Origin of the sequence: Micromonospora sp. DH13 (genome assembly GCF_020873825.1) — a bacterium.
In the GTDB taxonomy this organism is placed as follows: Bacteria; Actinomycetota; Actinomycetes; order Mycobacteriales; family Micromonosporaceae; genus Micromonospora; species Micromonospora haikouensis.
The window spans coordinates 84,082-101,734 of sequence record NZ_JAHWGR010000004.1 but is presented as its reverse complement, the minus strand read 5'-3'; the positions used below and the strand labels follow the sequence as shown (position 1 = coordinate 101,734).

General features: G+C 70.2%; 17 protein-coding genes. 2 read left to right on the top strand and 15 right to left on the bottom strand.

What is annotated here, in order from left to right:
• Window position 1 precedes the first annotated feature (1 nt).
• Window positions 2-1,516, bottom strand: coding sequence for an ABC transporter substrate-binding protein (locus tag LPA42_RS05225; protein ID WP_158229369.1), 1,515 nt, complete (start codon window positions 1,514-1,516; stop codon window positions 2-4).
• A 298-nt stretch (window positions 1,517-1,814) separates the two neighbouring features.
• On the opposite strand from LPA42_RS05225, the gene LPA42_RS05220 reads away from it, so the two are divergent.
• Window positions 1,815-2,924 carry a pyridoxal-phosphate dependent enzyme gene (locus tag LPA42_RS05220; protein ID WP_077935926.1) on the top strand — a complete coding sequence of 370 codons (1,110 nt, stop codon included), beginning with the start codon at window positions 1,815-1,817 and terminating at the stop codon, window positions 2,922-2,924.
• Here the strand turns inward: LPA42_RS05220 and LPA42_RS05215 are convergent.
• From LPA42_RS05215 to LPA42_RS05150, 14 genes are all read right to left on the bottom strand, one after another.
• Entirely contained in the window at window positions 2,906-3,136 is a 231-nt protein-coding gene (locus tag LPA42_RS05215) for a hypothetical protein (RefSeq protein WP_077935903.1), read from the bottom strand. The two genes, LPA42_RS05220 and LPA42_RS05215, sit on opposite strands and share 19 nt — an antisense overlap.
• Window positions 3,137-3,203: 67 nt before the next feature.
• Window positions 3,204-3,809, bottom strand: a complete 606-nt coding sequence (locus LPA42_RS05210; RefSeq protein WP_077935902.1) for a TetR/AcrR family transcriptional regulator — start codon at window positions 3,807-3,809, stop codon at window positions 3,204-3,206.
• A 76-nt stretch (window positions 3,810-3,885) separates the two neighbouring features.
• Window positions 3,886-4,695, bottom strand: coding sequence for an enoyl-CoA hydratase/isomerase family protein (locus tag LPA42_RS05205; RefSeq protein ID WP_077935901.1), 810 nt, complete (start codon window positions 4,693-4,695; stop codon window positions 3,886-3,888).
• A 55-nt stretch (window positions 4,696-4,750) separates the two neighbouring features.
• Entirely contained in the window at window positions 4,751-5,752 is a 1,002-nt protein-coding gene (locus LPA42_RS05200) for an NAD(P)-dependent oxidoreductase (protein WP_077935900.1), read from the bottom strand.
• A 305-nt stretch (window positions 5,753-6,057) separates the two neighbouring features.
• Entirely contained in the window at window positions 6,058-7,233 is a 1,176-nt protein-coding gene (locus LPA42_RS05195; protein ID WP_077935899.1) for a metallophosphoesterase, read from the bottom strand.
• A gap of 182 nt (window positions 7,234-7,415) precedes the next feature.
• Window positions 7,416-7,784: an MmcQ/YjbR family DNA-binding protein gene (locus LPA42_RS05190; protein ID WP_077935898.1), complete on the bottom strand. Its 369-nt coding sequence runs from the start codon at window positions 7,782-7,784 to the stop codon at window positions 7,416-7,418.
• 87 nt (window positions 7,785-7,871) lie between these two features.
• Window positions 7,872-9,140 (bottom strand): glycosyltransferase family 4 protein, encoded by a 1,269-nt coding sequence (locus LPA42_RS05185; RefSeq protein ID WP_077935897.1) that lies wholly within the window; start codon window positions 9,138-9,140, stop codon window positions 7,872-7,874.
• Window positions 9,141-9,187: 47 nt separating this feature from the next.
• A complete protein-coding gene (locus tag LPA42_RS05180; RefSeq protein ID WP_228986368.1) occupies window positions 9,188-9,991 on the bottom strand; it encodes a phytanoyl-CoA dioxygenase family protein in 804 nt (267 codons plus the stop codon).
• Window positions 9,992-10,187: 196 nt separating this feature from the next.
• Window positions 10,188-11,000, bottom strand: coding sequence for a response regulator transcription factor (locus LPA42_RS05175; protein WP_144082529.1), 813 nt, complete (start codon window positions 10,998-11,000; stop codon window positions 10,188-10,190).
• Window positions 10,990-11,178 carry a hypothetical protein gene (locus tag LPA42_RS05170; protein ID WP_144082528.1) on the bottom strand — a complete coding sequence of 63 codons (189 nt, stop codon included), beginning with the start codon at window positions 11,176-11,178 and terminating at the stop codon, window positions 10,990-10,992. The genes LPA42_RS05175 and LPA42_RS05170 overlap by 11 nt, the downstream gene beginning before the upstream one ends.
• Window positions 11,179-11,318: 140 nt before the next feature.
• The gene (locus tag LPA42_RS34355; protein ID WP_077935894.1) at window positions 11,319-13,127 is read right to left on the bottom strand and encodes an ABC transporter ATP-binding protein; all 1,809 of its coding nucleotides are present in this window, start codon (window positions 13,125-13,127) and stop codon (window positions 11,319-11,321) included.
• Window positions 13,124-14,986 (bottom strand): ABC transporter ATP-binding protein, encoded by a 1,863-nt coding sequence (locus tag LPA42_RS05160; RefSeq protein WP_077935893.1) that lies wholly within the window; start codon window positions 14,984-14,986, stop codon window positions 13,124-13,126. Before LPA42_RS05160 ends, LPA42_RS34355 begins: the two co-directional genes overlap by 4 nt.
• A 3-nt stretch (window positions 14,987-14,989) precedes the next feature.
• Window positions 14,990-15,892: a hypothetical protein gene (locus tag LPA42_RS05155; protein ID WP_144082527.1), complete on the bottom strand. Its 903-nt coding sequence runs from the start codon at window positions 15,890-15,892 to the stop codon at window positions 14,990-14,992.
• 237 nt (window positions 15,893-16,129) lie between these two features.
• A complete protein-coding gene (locus LPA42_RS05150) occupies window positions 16,130-16,726 on the bottom strand; it encodes a helix-turn-helix domain-containing protein (RefSeq protein WP_077935891.1) in 597 nt (198 codons plus the stop codon).
• A 192-nt stretch (window positions 16,727-16,918) separates the two neighbouring features.
• On the opposite strand from LPA42_RS05150, the gene LPA42_RS05145 reads away from it, so the two are divergent.
• Window positions 16,919-17,584: a class I SAM-dependent methyltransferase gene (locus LPA42_RS05145; protein ID WP_077935890.1), complete on the top strand. Its 666-nt coding sequence runs from the start codon at window positions 16,919-16,921 to the stop codon at window positions 17,582-17,584.
• Window positions 17,585-17,653 lie beyond the last annotated feature (69 nt).

Below are 17,653 nucleotides of genomic sequence, written 5' to 3'. Positions count from 1 at the left end.
CTCACTCGACGGTGACTCCGGTCAGCTCCAGGTCGACGTCGGTGGGCGGCACCGCGAAGCCCTTGACGGCGTCCCGGACGGCCCACAGGCGCGGCCGGTAGACCAGCGGCACGAAGCCCGCGTCGGCGGCCACCGCGTCGTAGAGCGCCTGGTATGCCGCGCTGCGGGCGGCCGGAGTGGTGGCGTAGAGCGCCTTGTCGACCAGGTCCTCGGTGGCCGGGGTCGCCCACAGCGGGGCCCGGGCGCCGGAGGTGAACAGCGAGACGATCGACCCGGACGGGTCGTACGGCGCGCCGAGCCCCTCGAAGAACGTGATGTCGTACGCGCCCTCGGCCCGCTCGTCGTAGTAGGCGGCGGAGTCGACCGGGGCGATCTCGACCGTGATACCGACCTCCTTGAGCGACGCGGCGATCGCGGCGGCCATGGCGCGCGGGTCGAGCTGCCCCTCGGCCGGTGCGGCGGGGATGAGCATCCTGAGAGAGAGCTTCTTGCCGTCCTTGACGCGGGCGTCGCCGCTGGGCGTGTAGCCGGCCGCGTCGAGCGTGCGGCGGGCGGCGTCCTGGTCGACGACGACCGGCAGGTCGGTGCCGGAGTCGGGGACGCCCGGCGGGAACACCCGCCGGGCCGGCTCGCCGTAGCCCAGCAGCAGCGCCTTCGCCAGGGCGGCGGTGTCGACCGCCTGCCGGACCGCCTCGCGGACGGCCCGGTCACCGGCCGGGCCCTTCGCGTTGAACCCGAGGATGACCGAGACGTCGGGCGCGCCGGTGAGCAGTGCGACGTCGGCGCGGTCCGTCAGCGACCGGGCCTCCACCGGCGTGATCGGGGCCAGGTACGAGCCGCCGATGAGGTCGAGCTCGCCGTTGCCGAGCGCGTCGATGCGGGCCTGCGAGTCGGGGATGACCTTGAACTCGAGCTTCTCCAGCTTCGGCTTCGTCCCCCAGTAGGCGTCGTTGCGGGCCAGCGTGACGCCGGTGGCCGACTGGGATTCCACCGTCCAGGGCCCGGTGCCGACCGGTTTCTGGAACTCGCCGCTCACGGTCGCGGACTTCGGGCTGAGCAGCCGCACCGGCCGCACGATCGACAGCTCCTGCAACAGCGGCTCGTACGGCTCGGACAGCGTCAGCCGCACGGTGTCCGCGTCCGGGGTGTCCACGGCCGAGATGATCTGCGAGGCACGGAAGAACGTGAACTTCTTGTTCCCGACCCACCGGTCGAAGTTCCACTTCACGACGGCGGAGTCCAGTGGCGTCCCGTCGCTGAAGACGACCCCGTCGCGCAGGTCGAACGTGACCTGCTTACCGCCCTCGGCGACGGTCCACGACTGCGCGAGCCCCGGCTCCAGCTTGCCGCCCTCCGCGTAGGTGACCAACGGCTCGTAGATCGCGTCGAGCAGCAGGAAGTTGCCGGTGAACGCGTGCGGGTCCAGCGCTCCGGACTCCGCGCTCAGGCCGATACGCAGCACCGTGGAGCTGGCGCCGGCGGCACCGGCGTCGACGGTGCACGCACTGACCAACATGATCGACGCTACGAGAGGGGCGAGCGAGCGTAGTCGTGACACGGGCTCTCCTGGGCGGACGCTGACCAGACGGCTCGGCGGCGATTCGTCGGCCACCGCTGGAGTAGTCGGCGGCACAATGCCCCTGGTTCCCCCGAGATCGGTCAATTCGTCATTCGCGAAGATTCCCTGCGCACCGGAACCGGCACGGCCGTGGACGCGACCTGAACGAAGCGCTAGACATCGACCTGGATGACTGGCCTTGGATGCCCGCGCTCCGCCGCCCCCACCAGCGGCACAACACGAGGGACGACCACCCATGCCATTCACGGTCCCGCCCGAAGCCGTCACGACCGTCCACAGCCATGTCACCGACGCCCTCAGGACGCCACGCCTCATCCGCCTGTCGGACAACACCATGCTCGTCCGGTTCGAGACGCTGAAGATCTACGCCGCCCTCGGCGCCGTCCGGGCTTTGCTCGCCGACGGCACCGTACGGCCGGGAGACACCGTCGTCGACAGTTCGAGCGGCATCTACGCCCTGGCCCTGGCGATGGTCTGCCACCGCTACGACCTCCGCTGCCACATCGTCGCCTCGACCACCGTGACACCGACGATCCGGTCGCAGTTGGAAATCCTCGGCGCGACAGTGGACCAGATGCCAGCCGAGTCCGACCTGCGCCTCGATCAGGACCGCAGGGTCGCGCGAGTACGCCAACTGCTGCGCGCCCACCCCGAGATGCACTGGATGCGCCAGTACCACGACCCCAACCACTGCCTGGGATACGCGGAACTGGCCGACCTCGTGCGCATCGCGCTTGCCGGCAGACCCCTGACGGTAGTGGCCAGCGTCGGCACCGGCGCGTCGAGCGCCGGCCTGATCCAGCCGCTACGCCAGCACGACCCGTCGACCAAACTCGTCGGGGTCCAGCCGTTCGGCAGCGTCAGCTTCGGCAGCGAGCGCTTCCAGGACCCTGAAGCCATCATCGCCGGCATCGGCAGCGCCATCCCCTTCGACAACGTCCGCCCCGACCTCTACGACCGGTTGCACTGGCTGACGTTCCACTACGCCATGGCCGGCACGGTCGACCTGATGCGGACGCACGCCGTCTTCGCTGGCCTGTCCACCGGAGCGGCCTTCCTGGCAGCAGCATGGGAGGCGCAGCGCCACCCCGAACGCGAGCACCTCGTCATCGGCGCCGACACCGGGCACCGATACGTGGACCGGGTATTCGCCCGGCACGAGGAGGCCCTGGACCCGGCTCCGCTCAAACCCACCGAGATCGACGCCCTCGCAGACCTCGCATTCCCATGGTCGACCATGGACTGGGACCGGCGCGCCCACCCGGACCATGCACCACCCACCCGCACCGTTTCACGTCCCTACCCGGAGATGTACCGAGCACCCGATCATGAACAGGGATGCTGAGGGGTCATCAGCCCGGCCGGCACGGACAGATCGCCGTCGTGCAGGACCTCGATCCAGGCGAGAGGGCCGTTGGCAACGACCAGGCCGAGCAGGCACACCACCAGCCCCGGGCACTGGTCGCCGAACTCGGCGGCGAACGCCTCGAAGCGGGCTTCGGCGGCGGCGCACTGTTGGTGCACCGCCTGCGGCCAGACCCGGAGCCTCGCCCTCATCGATCTCCGGGCCCGCCGCACCCCCTCCGACCTGCAAGGTCAGCCTGAAGAAGGCTCAGCGATCGTGTCAGGAACCGCCCGCCGCTTCCGTGGCGCTTCCGCGGGTTTGAGCGGCGACCATGGTGACGAGGGTGTCGATCAGCTCTTCGGCGGTGGTGTGCCATTTTTCGCCTTCGAGCTGGCCGGTGAGTTCCATGCCGGCGATGCCGTCGGCGCTGGCGAGGAGTAGGGCGGCGTATCGGCGGGCGTGGTGTTCGCCGGTCACGGCGGCGACGACCTGGAGGGATTCGTCCTGCGTGGGCTGGGCAGCCCGGGCGAAGGCGGTGGGATCGCTGGCGGGGCTGCTGAACATCAGACGGTAGAGATGGGGTTGGCGGCGGGCGAGGTTGATGAATGCGGCGAGGAGGGCCCGCAGCTTTGCGGCCGGCGTGAGGTCGGGGTCTCGGTGGATGGCGCCAATTCGTTGACCGAGTTCGTCCCAGGCATGGCTGCCGACCGCGATCATGAGGTGCTCTTTGTCCGGGAAATGCCGGTAGGGGGCTCCACGGGTGACCCCTGCGCGCGCTCCAACGGCACGGAGGGTCACGGCTTCGAGGCCGCCGCGGTCAAGCAGCTCGGCCGCCGCTTCGAGCAGGGCCTGGCGTGTCGCGGCGGCGGTTTCAGCCCGGATCATGCGTTCATCCTATGGCCGGGTCAGGACGCCTTTGCCGACCGCAGGCGAGGGGGTGTGGCTACCGCCCCGGGGGTTGCTACGGCTGTTGGGCCAGCGACTCGAGGTGGTGGCCCAGGTTCCGTTCGAGGTCGTCGATCCCGATCCGGGCGATGAGTTTGCCGACGGCGCGCCCTCGAGCCTCGACGCCAGGTCCCGTGGTGGATCGGGCGGACTCGACGAACGACGCCAGCAGGTTCTCCTCCGGCGGCAGGGTAGAGCGGTTCACCTGGGTTTTGACCGCCGTGATGGCTTGTTTGTCGAAGCTGGCGATACGCCGGGCGACAGCGGCGACGAAGTCGTCGAGTTCGGCGTCGGGGATCGCCCGGGTGACCCAGCCGTACTGTGCGGCGCGGTCCGCGTCGTAGTCCTGACCGGTCAGGAGCACCTCCAAGGCCCGGTCGCGGCCGAGGAGGTGTGTCAGTCGCTCGGTGCCGCCGGCGCCGGGGACCAGACCGAAGCCGACCTCGGGCTGGCAGAAGATCGCCTGTTCCCGGCTGGCGTAGCGCAGGTCGAAGGCGGCGGTGTACTCCGCGCCGCCGCCACGGGTGCGGCCCCGGATCGACGCGATGCTGACGAACGGTGCGGCAGCCAGGCGCATGCCGAGTTCGACGAACCCGGGCAAGGGCCCGCTGCCGGCCATGTCCACGATGGCCGGGATCTGGTCGCTGTCGACGTGGTTGAAGAAGAATCCCGGCGTTGCACTGTCGAAGATGACGACGCTGACCTGTTCCTCGCCGCTCAGCCGGTCGACGATGTCCGACAGTTCAGCCACGGTGTCCGCGCCGATCAGGTTGAACGGTGGACTGGCGAACGTGACTCGACGTACCTTCGTCGCCTGGTCGTCCACTGTGAACTGCCTCGTGGAGGATCCTTCCGCTGGCCGGGTGGCGTAGGCGCGAGGTTCAGCGGCCCATAGTGTGGGAGTGCGCCATTTGCCGGAGTCCTTCTTCCACGGTGATCGCCGGCTGATAGCCCAGTCGAAGTCGTGCTCGGGTGATGTCGTAGACGCGGTCGCGGCCCATGAACGAGATGATCCAGGGGGTGAGCGGTGGTGCGGTGGCGCTGCGACGCGCCTTCGCAGCGGTCTGCATGAGCGTGGCCAGAGGTGAGGCCACTGCCCGGGAAACGCTGTTGGCCGCGCTGACGTCGACGCCGCGGGTGGCGAGCAGAGGCGTGAAGAAGTCACGGGCGGGGCGGGGGCTGCCGTCGGTGACGTAGCAGATCAAGCCGTGATCCCCACGGTCGAGTGCCAGCGTGATGATGTGGGCGAGGTTGTCGACGTGGCAGAAGTCGACCCTGTGCCGCCCTCCGTCGATCCAGGAGAATCGGCCGGCTGCGACGGAGTCGATGAATCCCTGCAAGGTGTGGGTCATGCCCTGGCCCCACAGGAACGGCGGCCGGATGACGACCAGAGACGTGTTCCCGTGCGGCAGGGCAAGCAGTTCCTGCTCGGTGCGCAGCTTCACGCGGCTGTAGGCGATGTTCGCCCTGCCCGTGTCGGAGCTCTCGTCGACGGTGTGGTCGTGATTGGTGCCGGTGGAGACACTGGCCGCGGACACCAGGACGAATCGCTTGACCCGTGCCTCCACGGCGGCCTGGTAGAGGGCGCGGGTCGGCAGCAGGTTGCGGTCGACGAAAAGCTGGTCGGATCCCCAGAAGGCCATGAAGGCCGCCGAGTGCACCACGGCGTCGACCTCGCCGAGAGTCTGTAGCCACGCGGGCCCGCTGCCGGAGTTGACCAGGTCCAACAGGTCGCCGCTGACGGGGAGCCCGCCGGCCGATGTGATCGCGTCCGCGGCCGCCGCGGACCGCGCGAGCGCGTGCACCGTGTGCCCGTCGTTGACCAGCCGCCGGAGGATTGCTCCTCCGGCGAAGCCCGATCCGCCCGTGAGAAAGATATTCATCGACACTCCTCGACGATTGCGTGACGCCCACGGCATACGTGCGGATGCCGGCTTCCGCAGGCCGAGGACCCCGGCCCTGCAAGATGACGGCGTCATCACAGCCAGCGTAGGCAATCGAGATGACACCGTCAACGCTCTGGGATGACTTTGTCATCATCGGGATAGCTCGGTGCCGACTCAGGCCTGCTCGAACGCCGACAACCCGTCGAGGAATCGACCAAGGGCGGAGGACTGGGGGCCGGGACAGCCAGCAGGGTTGACCGAGGCATCCCAGCCACGGTCAGGTGGGTGCCGGCCTGGTCGGGCTAACCCGCCCGGAGGGTGAGCAGGGTGATCTCGCTCGGCGCGAAGATCCGGAATGGCGGGCCCCAGAAGCCGGTCCCCCGGCTCGTGTAGAGCTGGGTCCGGCCGTGCCGGCTGAGGCCCTGCACGACCGGCTGGTCGAGCCGGACCAGGTAGTGGAACGGCCACATCTGGCCACCGTGGGTGTGCCCGGACAGTTGCAGATCCACGCCGGCCGCGACCGCGTCGCCGATCTGCTTCGGCTGGTGCGCCAGCAGCAGCACGGGCAGCCGCGGGTCGGTGCCGGCGAGCGCCGCCGCGTGGTCGGCCCGATGACCGGCGAGGCCGGACGAGGCGGCGGTCACGTCGTCCACCCCGGCGACGACGAGCCGTGCGCCGCCCCGCTCCACCACGAGGTGCCGGTTGTGCAGTGGCTCCCAGCCGAGGGTCCGCATGTGGTCGACCCAGCCCTGCGCCTGGCCGTAGTACTCGTGGTTGCCCGTCACGTACACCCGGGCCAGCCGGGCCTGCACGGCGCCCAGCGGCGCCGCCTGTGCCCGGCGCTGGTCGACCGTGCCGTCGGCGATGTCGCCGGTGTGGCAGACGATGTCGGGGGCCAGGTCGTTGACCACCTCGATGGTGCGGGCGGACCAGCGGGCCCGGTCGATCGGGCCGTAGTGGGTGTCGGTCAGCAGCACCACCCGGACCCCGTCGAGACCGGCACCCAACCGGTCGATGGTGACGTCCACCCGCCGGACCCGGGGCAACCGCATCGCCTCGACGTAACCCCAGACAGCCAGGACGATCGAGACGGCCGCCGCGCCGACCGCCACGGCTCGGGACCGCACCGGATCGGCGACCCCTGCGGCGGCCAGCGGGAGCCGGGCCACGTTGCCGAGCAGCGCCCAGACGAAGAGGATCCAGACCAGGCCGAGGAGCGTGTCCCCCGCGCGGGCCGCCGCGTCCAGCCGCCGGCGGCCGTGCCCGAGAGACATCAGAACGGGGAACGCGACCACCGCGACGACGAACACCGCCGTGCCGGCGGCCACCACCGGCGCCGGCCACCGCGCCGCCACCGTCAACGTCCACCACGGCAGCCCGAACAGCAACGCCAGGACCGCGATCAGCGTCGCCCCGGACACCAGCGGTCGCAGCAGCCCTCGCGCCGGCCGCACCTGTACGGCATCGCCAGCAGCCATCGTCGTCCTCCCGTCGGGCTCCGTGCAGCATGACACGGTCCGGGCCTGATCGACCACGCGCGGAAAGCGGAACGGATCCAGCCCGTAGGTGATCGATCCGCGCCCCGGGGGCGCCTCGGCTCGGGTGCGGCATGCCCTCCCGAGCGGCGCTGCCCGGCGTCCGGGTGCCCCGCCCCGGGCGGTCACCCGCCCTGCGCGGTCTCCTGCAGTTCAGCGGGCGCCCGCATCCGCCACGCATCGGTGATCAGTTCGGCCAGCCGCTCGACCGACACCTCGGTGAGGCGCAACATCACCAAGGGAAAGCCGTCGTAGCCGGTCGCCGTGAAGAACAGGTCGGGCTCGCCGAGGAGCAGCGCCTGCTTCTCCGCCTCGTCGCCGACGTAGAGCACCGCGATGTCGGTGCGGATGACCCGTGGCTTCCCCGGCAGGCGTTCCGGATAGGACCAGACGAATCCCTTGTTCTCCACCCGGAAGTCGAAGCCGTCGCTGTCGATCTCCACCACGTGGGGCAGCGCGAGCGCCAGACGGCGCACATCGTCGGCATCAGCCATCCGCAGAGGCTACAACGAGGCCTGATGACCCCCGTCCTTCCCCGAGGCATCCAACGCCGGCGATCCGGGTCGCCCGATCCCGCGAGGTCACCTGTCGCCTCCGGTGTCGGCCGGACCTACCGCATCCACCGCCGCCACGGCGTCCAGGTCCGCGACAGGCCGGCGGTGGGGCTGACCTGCCGCGGCGAAGGTTTCCCGAGCCACCTGGTACTGCCGCAGGGTCGCCTCCGCGATACGGTCCCAGGAGTAGGCCGTCCGCGCATGGGAGCCGGCTCGTTCGCCCAGGGTGCGGGCGCGGTGCGGATCCGCCAGCACCCAGCGGATCCATCCGGCCAGCGCGATGTGGTCCTCGGGCGGGGTGAGGATCCCGGTCTCCAGGTGGTCGATCTGCTCGGGGATCCCGCCGATCCGCGCGCCGATGACCACCTTGCCGACGGCCTGCGCCTCGCAGACTGCGATGGGGAAGGGATCGAACCTGCTCGGCACCAGCGCGATCTGCGCGTCCGCGTACAGCGTCTCCAGCCGGCTCCTGGCCACGTAGCCGAGGAAGGTGACCCGGTCGCGGACGCCGAGCGACCGCGCGAGACCTTCCAGTTGGGGCCGGGCCGGGCCGTCGCCCGCGACCACGAGACGGACGGGAAGATCGCGCAGCAGGCTCAACGCCGCGATCGACAGGTCACAGCCCTTCTGGTGGACCAGTCGTCCCACCTGGAGAAGTTCGACCTGCGGGGGGCGCGGCCCACCGCGCGACGACGCCGGGGCGTCCCGGGCGGTGTCGTGGAACTCCGTGCCGTTGGGGATGACCACGAGGTTCTCGACCGCCCGGCCGACGGACGTACGGACCCCCCGCGCGAGGGACTGGCTGACCGCGATGACGACGGTGCTGCGCTCCAACCCCCACCGTTCGAGCCGTTGTTCGTAGTCGAGCATGACCCGGTCGGAGGTGTCCTCGTCGAGGTGGGTGCCGCCCGCCGAACGGTCGTAGTGCTTCGTCATGACCAGCGGGAGATCCCACAGGTCTGCGACGGCACGTGCCGCCAGGACGGCTCGCGAGTCGTGGCAGTGGACCAGGTCGAAGCTGGCGGGCAGCTTCCCGGCGGCCGCCGCCATGCCCACGTTGCGGTGCAACATGCTCAACGTGGCTGACGCCTCACCGGGGAGGGACAGGATCTCCGCGCCCAGCGTCCCGCAGTAGTGGTCGTCACCGCCGCGGCCGCTCTCCGGTTTCGCCCCCGTCGTGATGACCGTCACCGAGACGCCCAGCCTGCGCAGAGCCCCGGCGAGGGCTGCGGCATGCACTCCGATGCCGCTGCGGGGCCGGGGAGGGTAGTCACTGCTGATCATCAGTACACGCATGCCGTCAACCACCGGGGAAGGAGACGAGGGCTCTTGATGGGGCGAAGCTAGTAGTGACCCAGCCGCTGGATGTCGTCCGACCGGGGATCGAGGCGCTTCCAGTCCGTCACGAACGACGGGGCGAAGCCCAGTGCGGTCAGGATCCGTTCGCCCCCGGACGCCTTCTGGAGCGAGCCGTGCAGCAGCGCCTCGTTGATCACCAGAGCGTCCCCGGCCCTCGCCCGGACGAATTCCAGCGACGGGAAGTTCTCCCTCGTGAGGGCCGCCCTCGGGTTGCCTGTCTCCGAGACCCACGCATTCGGCGAACCCGAGTCACCGTCCGGAAACCAGGCGAAGTTGGCCTTGTGCGATCCCTGCAGGTAGCAGAAGGGTCCATCGTCGTCACTCAGGACGTCGCTCAGATAGATCAGAACCTTGACGAACATGCAGTAGAGCTTCCCGTCATGGAACGTGTGCATATAGCTCATGTTCCGTCGGGCGACCCGGTCCCCCGCGTAATGCAGAACCTCGCCGCTGCCGTTGTGGAGATAGAAGACGCTCTGCCGGGTGCGCCGCAGCGCATAGCTCTCGATGAGCCGGTACGGCTGGTTGACGAGCGGTTCGACCAGCGCTCGCACCGCCTCACTGGCCGCCAACTCGGCGAAGTGGGCGCTGTTCCCCACCAGGTCTTCGACCTTCTCCTTCTCACCGTCGCCGAGTGCCGCCGTCGACGACAGGCGACGCACTTCGCCCCGGCACACCTCGACGGCGTCAGGGGAGAGGAACCCGGGTATCCGCAACAGCCCCATGGTGTCGAACAGGTACAGCTCGCGGGTGGACATGGGCTGCGTCTGCGACGGAGGGATGAGCATTGGGCCTCCTGAGGTCACGACCTCGGTACGGTCCACCCGGCATATCCGCCGCGCCGCTGGACAAGGGCCTCGTGGAACTCTGGGTGTGGTCCGGCGAGCCCGGACCAACTCCGAGCGTAGGAGGGGGCAAAGTCCGGACGGCGACACTGGCAGGTTCATGCCAGCCCGCCCGCGCAGCTCGGCGTGGACGCGAAGGCTAACCGGCGAACTCCCCCGGCACCGCCGCGCCCTCGTTCGGTCCACCGTCTCGACGTGTCCGGCCGAAGAGGAGGCCCTGAACAGCCGCCTCGTATCCCGCCTGGAAGCGGCTCTGCGCGCCGAGACGGGTCATCCACCGCGCCACGCTCCGGCGATAGGTGCGCAGGGACATGCCGACCCTGCGCGCGGCGGCCTCGTCCTTGAAACCGCTGACGAGCTGGTGCAACACCTCCCGGCTCAGCGACTCGGTGGACTCGTCGCCTGGGAACTCGGCGGGCAGGGCCAAGGCATGCGCGTGCATCGACCGAAGCATGAGCCCCAGGAAGGGAAGCTCCCGGCCGGCGAGGCCGCCACTGTCATACCCGCGCTGGTTCAGGGCGGACATCAGCAGTTTCCCATCCACCACGCTGAGTCGCGGCAACGGTTCCGAAGTCGTGAAGACGGATGCGCCGGAACGGACGAGCCGCCGGACCTCCCCGTCGATGGTCGTCTCACCGACCCGGCACTCGGCACTGACGTACGCCCTGACCCGAATGCCCGCCCGCGCCAGCCGGCACCCGGCGAGAACATCGAGCGCCGGGCCCGTTCGCTTCCACTCGGCGGGCAACGCCAGCAGAAGTTCGTGCCTGCTGCCGGCAATGGCCCGGTAGACGACCTCGGGACCGACCATCCTCATTTCCAGTGAACCGATGACGTCGCCGAGAACGGACCCACCAGACGGCGAAGGAAGAAATTCGACAGACCCGCCATCGTCGCGACGGCGATCTCTCGGAAGTGCGGAATCATTGATCAGATTGCCATCAGCGCGCACTTCTCCTCTTTTCATCCATGCCGCGACTCATCATGGATCCCACTGCGACCTCGACAACGGCGCTCAACGCGCCGAGCCGCGGATCAGCTTCATCGCCCAGCACCGACAGCCGGCCTGCGGCAAGCGTTCTCCCCGGCCACCCGCATAGCGGATACACCTTTAACGCAGTGACGAACACCGATCGTTCCATACGTCGACGCGCGATGTCCACAGTCCTTGTCGGAAGGTCATTCCACGCTGGCTGGATGCCCGACGTCACGGGTGGTGAGTCCGGAAGGCGTCTGCGGCCCGCACCGGGCGTCTCCGGCGACGACGGTGCTATGCGGGGCGGCGACGAGGGCGGGCCCGGTGCCCATATGCCTCCGCCTGGAGGCGGTAGAGGCTCGCGTACTCGCCCCCGGCCGCCAACAGCTCCGGATGCGTGCCCTGCTCGATGATCCTGCCGCCGGAGACGACGACGATGCGGTCGGCCAGGTGGACCGTCGAGAAGCGGTGGGACACCAGCACCGTGATCGCCCCGTCACCGCCGTACTCGCGAGCCTGCCTGGTGAAGAGTTCGAACAGGTCGTGCTCGGACTGCGCGTCGACGGCCGCGGTCGGCTCGTCCAGGACGAGGAGCAACGGGCTCGTGCGCATCAGCCCTCGCGCGACGGCGAGCCGCTGCCACTGCCCGTGCGACAGCTCGATCCCGCCGAAGAGCCTGCCGAGGAGGGTCTCGATGCCGTCGGGAAGTTCGTGGACGAACTGCGCGGCGGCGGCACGCCGCAGGGCACCGTCGACGGCGACGACGTCCCCGATCTTCCGCAGGTCCCCCGCGCCGACCGATTCCCGCACCGGGACCTGGAGCTTCAGGAAGTCCTGGAGCGTACCGGTGCTCGCCGCCGCCCATCCGGACGCGTCCAGCCGCGTGAGGTCGACCCCGTCGACGGTGATGGTGCCTCCGGTCGGACGGAGCACCCCCATGAGGAGCTTGATGAGGGTGCTCTTGCCCGCCCCGTTCTCCCCCACGACAGCGATCGAGCAGCCTGCGGGAACGACGAGGTCCACCCCGTCGAGTACGCGCTCCTCGGTGCCGGGATAGGTGAAGGAGACCCGGTCCAGGACGATTCCCCGGGTCAACCGCGTTGGCGGCGGCAGCACCCCGGCACGGGACGCCGACGCGTATCTCGTGAGCCAGAAGTGATGTTCGGCGATCCGCCCACCGGCAGCGACCTGGGTGATCGCATCGACCACCGCCTGCTGCTGGGTGCGCAGTTGACCGGCGAGCGAGATGAGCAGGACGGCACCACCCGCGGTGGTCTGCCCGGACGCCATCAGGTGCCCGACGAGGACGAGGGTGACGGCCAGGGCTCCGTAGTAGAGCGCCCAGCCGGCTGCCTCGATGCCCAGGCCCCGGAGCCGCGCCGCCCCCTCTTCGCGGGCGGCCCTCGTCCACAACTGCTGCGCGAGCCGGTTCAGCTTCTCGGCGTTCCCGCTGATCCGCACTTCCTTCGCAGGGCCGGGTCGCAGGCACAGCTCATGCAGCGCGGCCTCCTGCCGCAGCGGCTCCGCAGTCGCGTCGAACGCCTGCTGCTGGATCTTCCGGGCCCGGTTGGTCAGGACGAGGATCGGCAGGGCGCACGGCGCCAGAATGGTGAGCAACGGGTGGAGATCCGCCAACAGCCAGACGCTCAGGCACAGTCCGACTCCGGCGGACACGGCGTAGGCCGCCGCCCAGCCGGTGGTGGTCAGGGCAACCGTTCCACGCCGCAGCATCGTGATCTGGTTGAGGAACTCGGCGCGCTCCAGGTGCTCGATCGTCGGGATCCGGGCCGCTGTCTCCGTGATCTCCTGCTCCATGGCCATCTGGACGCGGTTGACGAGGTCGTTGCGGAAGTTGAGGGCCAGCCGCTGGCCCACGACCTGCATGACGTAGGCGAGGATGCCGACCACGACGGCCTCGACGAGCCCGGCGAGCATGCGGGCGCCCGCCGCATCGACCAGCCACCGTTGGGCGCTCGCGGTGGCGGCGACGAGGCCGGCCTGGAGCAGGACGATGACCCCGACGAAGCAGGTCACCCGGGGATCCGCGCGGTAGCTGAGCCGCAGGGTGTGGAGCGCCATCCGCAGGCTCGCCGGCACGGTCACCCCGGGGACTCCCGCTGCGGGTGCCGGGCCGTGAACCTCGACGCCTGGAGCGTGAAGAGCCTGGCGTACGTCCCGCCGTCGGCCATCAGGGAGTCGTGATCACCTTCTTCGGTGATCCGCCCACCGTCGAGGAGCACGATCCGGTCGGCCGCCCGGACGGTGGAGAACCGGTGTGAGATCACCACCACCGAGGCGGCCGGTATCGACCCCAGGATCCGCTGGTGGAACTCCGCCTCCGCCCTGACGTCGAGGTGCGCCGTCGGCTCGTCGAGGAGCACCACCTGCCGCCCCTTGTCGACCGCGTGGAGTGTTCGTACCATCGCGAGCTTCTGCCACTGCCCGCCCGAGAGGTCGGTGCCGGCGGTCCCCGTACGCCACAGCGACGTGTCCAGGCCGCGGGGCCGGCCCGCCAGCAGAGCCCCCGCCCCGGCACGCCGGATCAACTCGTCGAGCTCGGCGTCGTCGGTCTCCACCTCCGGGGCGGCCAGGGTGATGTTGTCGCGGAGGGTCAGCGGATAGTGGACGAAGTCCTGGAACAGCGCGGTGACCCTGCGCCGCCACGCCTCGGGGTCGAGGTCGCGCAGGTCGATCCCGTCCACCGTGATCCGGCCCCCCGTCGGCTCGTACAGGCCCGCGAGGAGCTTGATCAGGGTCGTCTTCCCCACCCCGTTCACCCCCACCAGGGCCAGCCGCTCCCCCGCCCGGATGGTCAGGTCGAGTCCGTTCAGGACAGGGCGGGGCTGGCCCGGATATTCGAAGAACACCTCCTCGAACCTGATGGTCGGGATCGTCGCGGGCGGCGGCTGCAGCTTCCGCCGCGGTTCGACCTGAACGCGCTCAAGGACGGCCAGCGCCCGCATCGGATCCTTGCCGTACTCGATGTCGTGTGCCTCGGCGCCGAGGGCGGCGACGGCGAAGATGCCCCAGGCAGCGACCAGACACGACGCCAATGCCCCCATGCTGATCCGGCCGTCGAAGGCCGCACGGCCGGGGACCCCGAGTGCCAGACCGGCACAGACCACGGCCAGCACGGCCGCCGTCTTCTGGCTACGGAGAACCCTCCGCCGCAACTTCCAGTAGTCGGCCAGCCAGGCGAGGTGGGCGGCGGCCCGGCGTTCGACCACCCACCCGGCGAGACCGAACAGGCGGACCTCCTTCGCGGCCTCGGGCCCGGCCGCCAACTCCGCCCAGTAGTCGACCTTGCGCCGCTCCGGCATCGCCGCGTCCTTGACCGACTCGAGGTGCATCCACTGCCGGACGGCGATCCACCGCGAGGTGACGGAGAGCAGGAACAGCACTGCCGCCAGGACCGGGAAGTAGGCGCCGAGCGCCACGGCCATGGCCGCCGCGGAGAGGATCCGGCCGGTCAGCGACAACTGGCCCACGGCCGCCAGACCGGCGGACCTGTCGCGCCACGCCACGCCCTGGTCCGCGGCGCGCAGCGCCACGTCCTGGAAGGCGGGATCCTCCAGGTGGGCCATGCCGGGCGGCCGGGAGGCGATACGTCGAAGCTCGGCGCGCACGGCACCGTCGACCTGCCTGGCGATCGAGGCCCGCAGGGTTGATCCGGCGATCTCCGCGAACTGCCGGACGAACATCAGGAGGGCGACGGCGACGGCCAGCCGGACGAACTCTCCCGACCTCGAGAGCATGGCGTCGACGAGTCCGCGGGTGGCCGCGACGGTGATCGGGCCGACCGCCACGACAACGACGAGGGATGCGACCAGGGCAGCCAGCCACCGTCGGTCCGCGTGGCGTAGCAGCCCGAGCAGCCTGCGCCGTTCGACGTACACCGCCCGCACGCCGGACGGGTTCACGTTCTCCCACAGCGGCGGCGGGCGAAGGGCCGCGCCGCTCATGGGTCAACCACGCTGTTCCGCGCCTTCGAGCTGCTGGAGCGCACGCCGGAACAGCTCGGGGAGCCGGCGGATGTTGTCCTCGACCTCCGCCGACTCGATGGACGCGAAGTAGTGGCACAGGACGCGGTTCTCCGCAGGCGGCAGCCTGCTCCACGGCCCCGAGCGATAGGGCTCACCGAGCGGCTGGGCCGCGTCACCGAGCCGCCCGCCCAGCACCGAGTAGAACATCTGGGTGACATGGCGGGGGCGGAACAGGATCTCCCGGGGCGTCCGATCCATCATGACCTCCAGGTAGTCGAGGTCGAGGAAGCGGCGACGGTGCGCGCAGACGAAACCGCAGCACATGTGCGGCACGTACGGCACGCCGGGTAACGCCTCGGGAATCCACCGCACACCGCCCGGCAGTCGCCCCGACGCGAACCGCTCCTGCGAGTACATGAAGGCCGGCTGCCGCTCGGTGGCGGCGGCCCACCGCATCACCTCCAACGGTTCGCCGAAGAAGAGGATGTCGCTGTCCATGCCGATGACCAGGTCGGCGTCACCGAGCAGGAAGTAGTCGACGAGTTGCAGGATGCGGACGTTCCTCCGCCGGACCTCCGCGAGGAGTGGATGGTCCCCGAGCATGGCCTGGACCATGTCGTCGGCGTCGGGCCGCCGGATGACGCGGACGCCCGGGACCTGTTCCTCCAGCAGCGCCCGGTCGGCGTCGGTCAACGAGCCGTCGTCGTGCACGACCGCCGCCACTCCGCGCCAGTAGCCGGCGAGTGACTTGATGGCGAACAGGTACAACGGAACGTGCTTGTGGGAGACCAGGGAGTGGACCTGCACCGGGGCGGCACCGTCGAGTTCGGCCGGAGGTGCCTGGAGCATCCGACGGTGCAGTTCGTCAGGCGAGGAATGTGGCATCAGCGTCACCTTCGCCGGAGACGGATCTGCCGGGCCACCCGCTACCGGCGTCGCGCCCATCAGACCTCCTCGACACGATGTCGCAAACGGTCTCGTCGTCCGACGACGGTAACGCGAGGAAGGCCGGCCGCCGGCTCGTCGGCCACATCCTGCCAACCCGGGCTCAGCCGGCGGAGCCCCGACCGGCACGACCAGCCGGCGTCGACGGGTCGGAGGTCGGTCAGCGGTTCCCGCCGCTCAGTGCGGCGTCCCCGGTTTCGGCGTGACGCGTACGTGTGCGCGTTCTCCCTGCCTGCCGACGAGGCTGAGGAACTCGACGGGCCCGGCGCTGGTGGCGCCGAACCAGTGGGGGGTGCGGGTGTCGAACTCGGCGGCTTCCCCGGGTTGCAGGGTGAGGTCGTCGTCGCCGAGGACCAGGCGCAGGGTGCCGTTGAGGACGTAGACCCAGTCGTAGCCCTCATGGGTGCGCAGCTCGGGTACGCGGTTGTCGTCGCCTGCGGGCAGGACGAACTTGTAGGCCTGGATGCCGCCGGGCCGGCGGGTCAGCGGCAGGATGGTGGAGCCGTCGCCGGTGGCGATCGGACGCAGGTTGATGCGGGGATCGCCGGTCAGCGGGGCGTCGACGAGTTCGTCGATGGTGACGTTGTGGGCGCGGGCGAGCGGGAGCAGCTGCTCGAGCGTGGGGCGCCGTAGGCCGGCTTCGAGGCGCGAGAGGGTGCTGGCGGAGATGCCGGTCTCCTCGGCCAGATCGGTGAGGGTGATGTTGCGGCGCTGCCGCAGCTGCTTCAGCCGCGGGCCGACCGCGTCGAGGGTGCGGTCCAGGTTCTCGTCCATGCACCCATTTTGCCATTCGGCAAGAAACTTTGCGCATCTTCGCCGGGGCGCCCAGGATCGGGTCACGACCGGAGGAGACCGCGAAAGGGCAGGTCACATGCGAGATCAGACAGAACTGGTGCGGGACGGGATCGTCGTCGAGGACACCGACAACCGGGCCGTCGCCCGGCTGACGAACGCGCAGGCCATCCGATGACGCACAGCTTCGACAAGGCCTACTGGCAACAGCACTGGCAGCAGACCCACGCCGGTCGGCCCGGCTCCATGGCCGGCAACCCACCCAACCCGTACCTCGCCCGCGAGACCGCCGGCCTGGCACCGGGCACCGCCCTGGACGCCGGATGCGGCGCCGGCGCCGAGGCGATCTGGCTCGCCTCCCGTGGCTGGCAGGTCACCGCCGCCGACATCTCCGCCGACGCCCTAGCCCACGCTGCCGGCCGTGCCGCCGCCAGCGGGCCGACGGAGCCCATCCGGTGGGTCGAGGCGGACCTGACCGTCTGGGAACCGGGCCGGCGCTTCGACCTGGTCACCACCCACTATGCGCATCCCGCGATGCCGCAACTGGCGTTCTACCAGCGCATCTGCGACTGGGTGGCACCCGGCGGCACCCTGCTGATCGTCGGGCACCTGCACACCTCGCAAGGCAACGGCCACGACCACGGTCACGGCCATGGCCATGGCCATGGCCACGGTCATCCCGCCGAGGCGACGGTCACCCTCGCCGACATCACGGCCGGCCTCGACGAAGCCGACTGGGAGGTCGTCACCGCCGAGGAGCACCAGCGCCCGATCCCCGGGCCCGGCGGCCAGCCGGTCACGCTGCACGACGTCGTCGTACGCGCCACCCGCCGCCGCTGACCCCACCCTCTCCCGACGCCGGGGACCGAGGTCCCTCCCGGCGTAGCCCATCGCGCCCCTTGGAAGGAA

Bases quoted from the DNA above. Each gene is read 5' to 3' on its own strand.
- LPA42_RS05190 (WP_077935898.1), bottom strand. From the start codon at position 7,784: ATGGCTGATGCCGACGATGTGCGCCGTCTGGCGCTCGCGCTGCCCCAC.
- LPA42_RS05145 (WP_077935890.1), top strand. From the start codon at position 16,919: ATGACGCACAGCTTCGACAAGGCCTACTGGCAACAGCACTGGCAGCAG.
- LPA42_RS05155 (WP_144082527.1), bottom strand. From the start codon at position 15,892: ATGCCACATTCCTCGCCTGACGAACTGCACCGTCGGATGCTCCAGGCA.
- LPA42_RS05160 (WP_077935893.1), bottom strand. From the start codon at position 14,986: ATGAGCGGCGCGGCCCTTCGCCCGCCGCCGCTGTGGGAGAACGTGAAC.
- LPA42_RS05200 (WP_077935900.1), bottom strand. From the start codon at position 5,752: ATGAATATCTTTCTCACGGGCGGATCGGGCTTCGCCGGAGGAGCAATC.
- LPA42_RS05150 (WP_077935891.1), bottom strand. From the start codon at position 16,726: ATGGACGAGAACCTGGACCGCACCCTCGACGCGGTCGGCCCGCGGCTG.
- LPA42_RS05210 (WP_077935902.1), bottom strand. From the start codon at position 3,809: ATGATCCGGGCTGAAACCGCCGCCGCGACACGCCAGGCCCTGCTCGAA.
- LPA42_RS05195 (WP_077935899.1), bottom strand. From the start codon at position 7,233: ATGGCTGCTGGCGATGCCGTACAGGTGCGGCCGGCGCGAGGGCTGCTG.
- LPA42_RS05180 (WP_228986368.1), bottom strand. From the start codon at position 9,991: ATGCTCATCCCTCCGTCGCAGACGCAGCCCATGTCCACCCGCGAGCTG.
- LPA42_RS05185 (WP_077935897.1), bottom strand. From the start codon at position 9,140: ATGCGTGTACTGATGATCAGCAGTGACTACCCTCCCCGGCCCCGCAGC.
- LPA42_RS05225 (WP_158229369.1), bottom strand. From the start codon at position 1,516: ATGTTGGTCAGTGCGTGCACCGTCGACGCCGGTGCCGCCGGCGCCAGC.
- LPA42_RS05220 (WP_077935926.1), top strand. From the start codon at position 1,815: ATGCCATTCACGGTCCCGCCCGAAGCCGTCACGACCGTCCACAGCCAT.
- LPA42_RS05215 (WP_077935903.1), bottom strand. From the start codon at position 3,136: ATGAGGGCGAGGCTCCGGGTCTGGCCGCAGGCGGTGCACCAACAGTGC.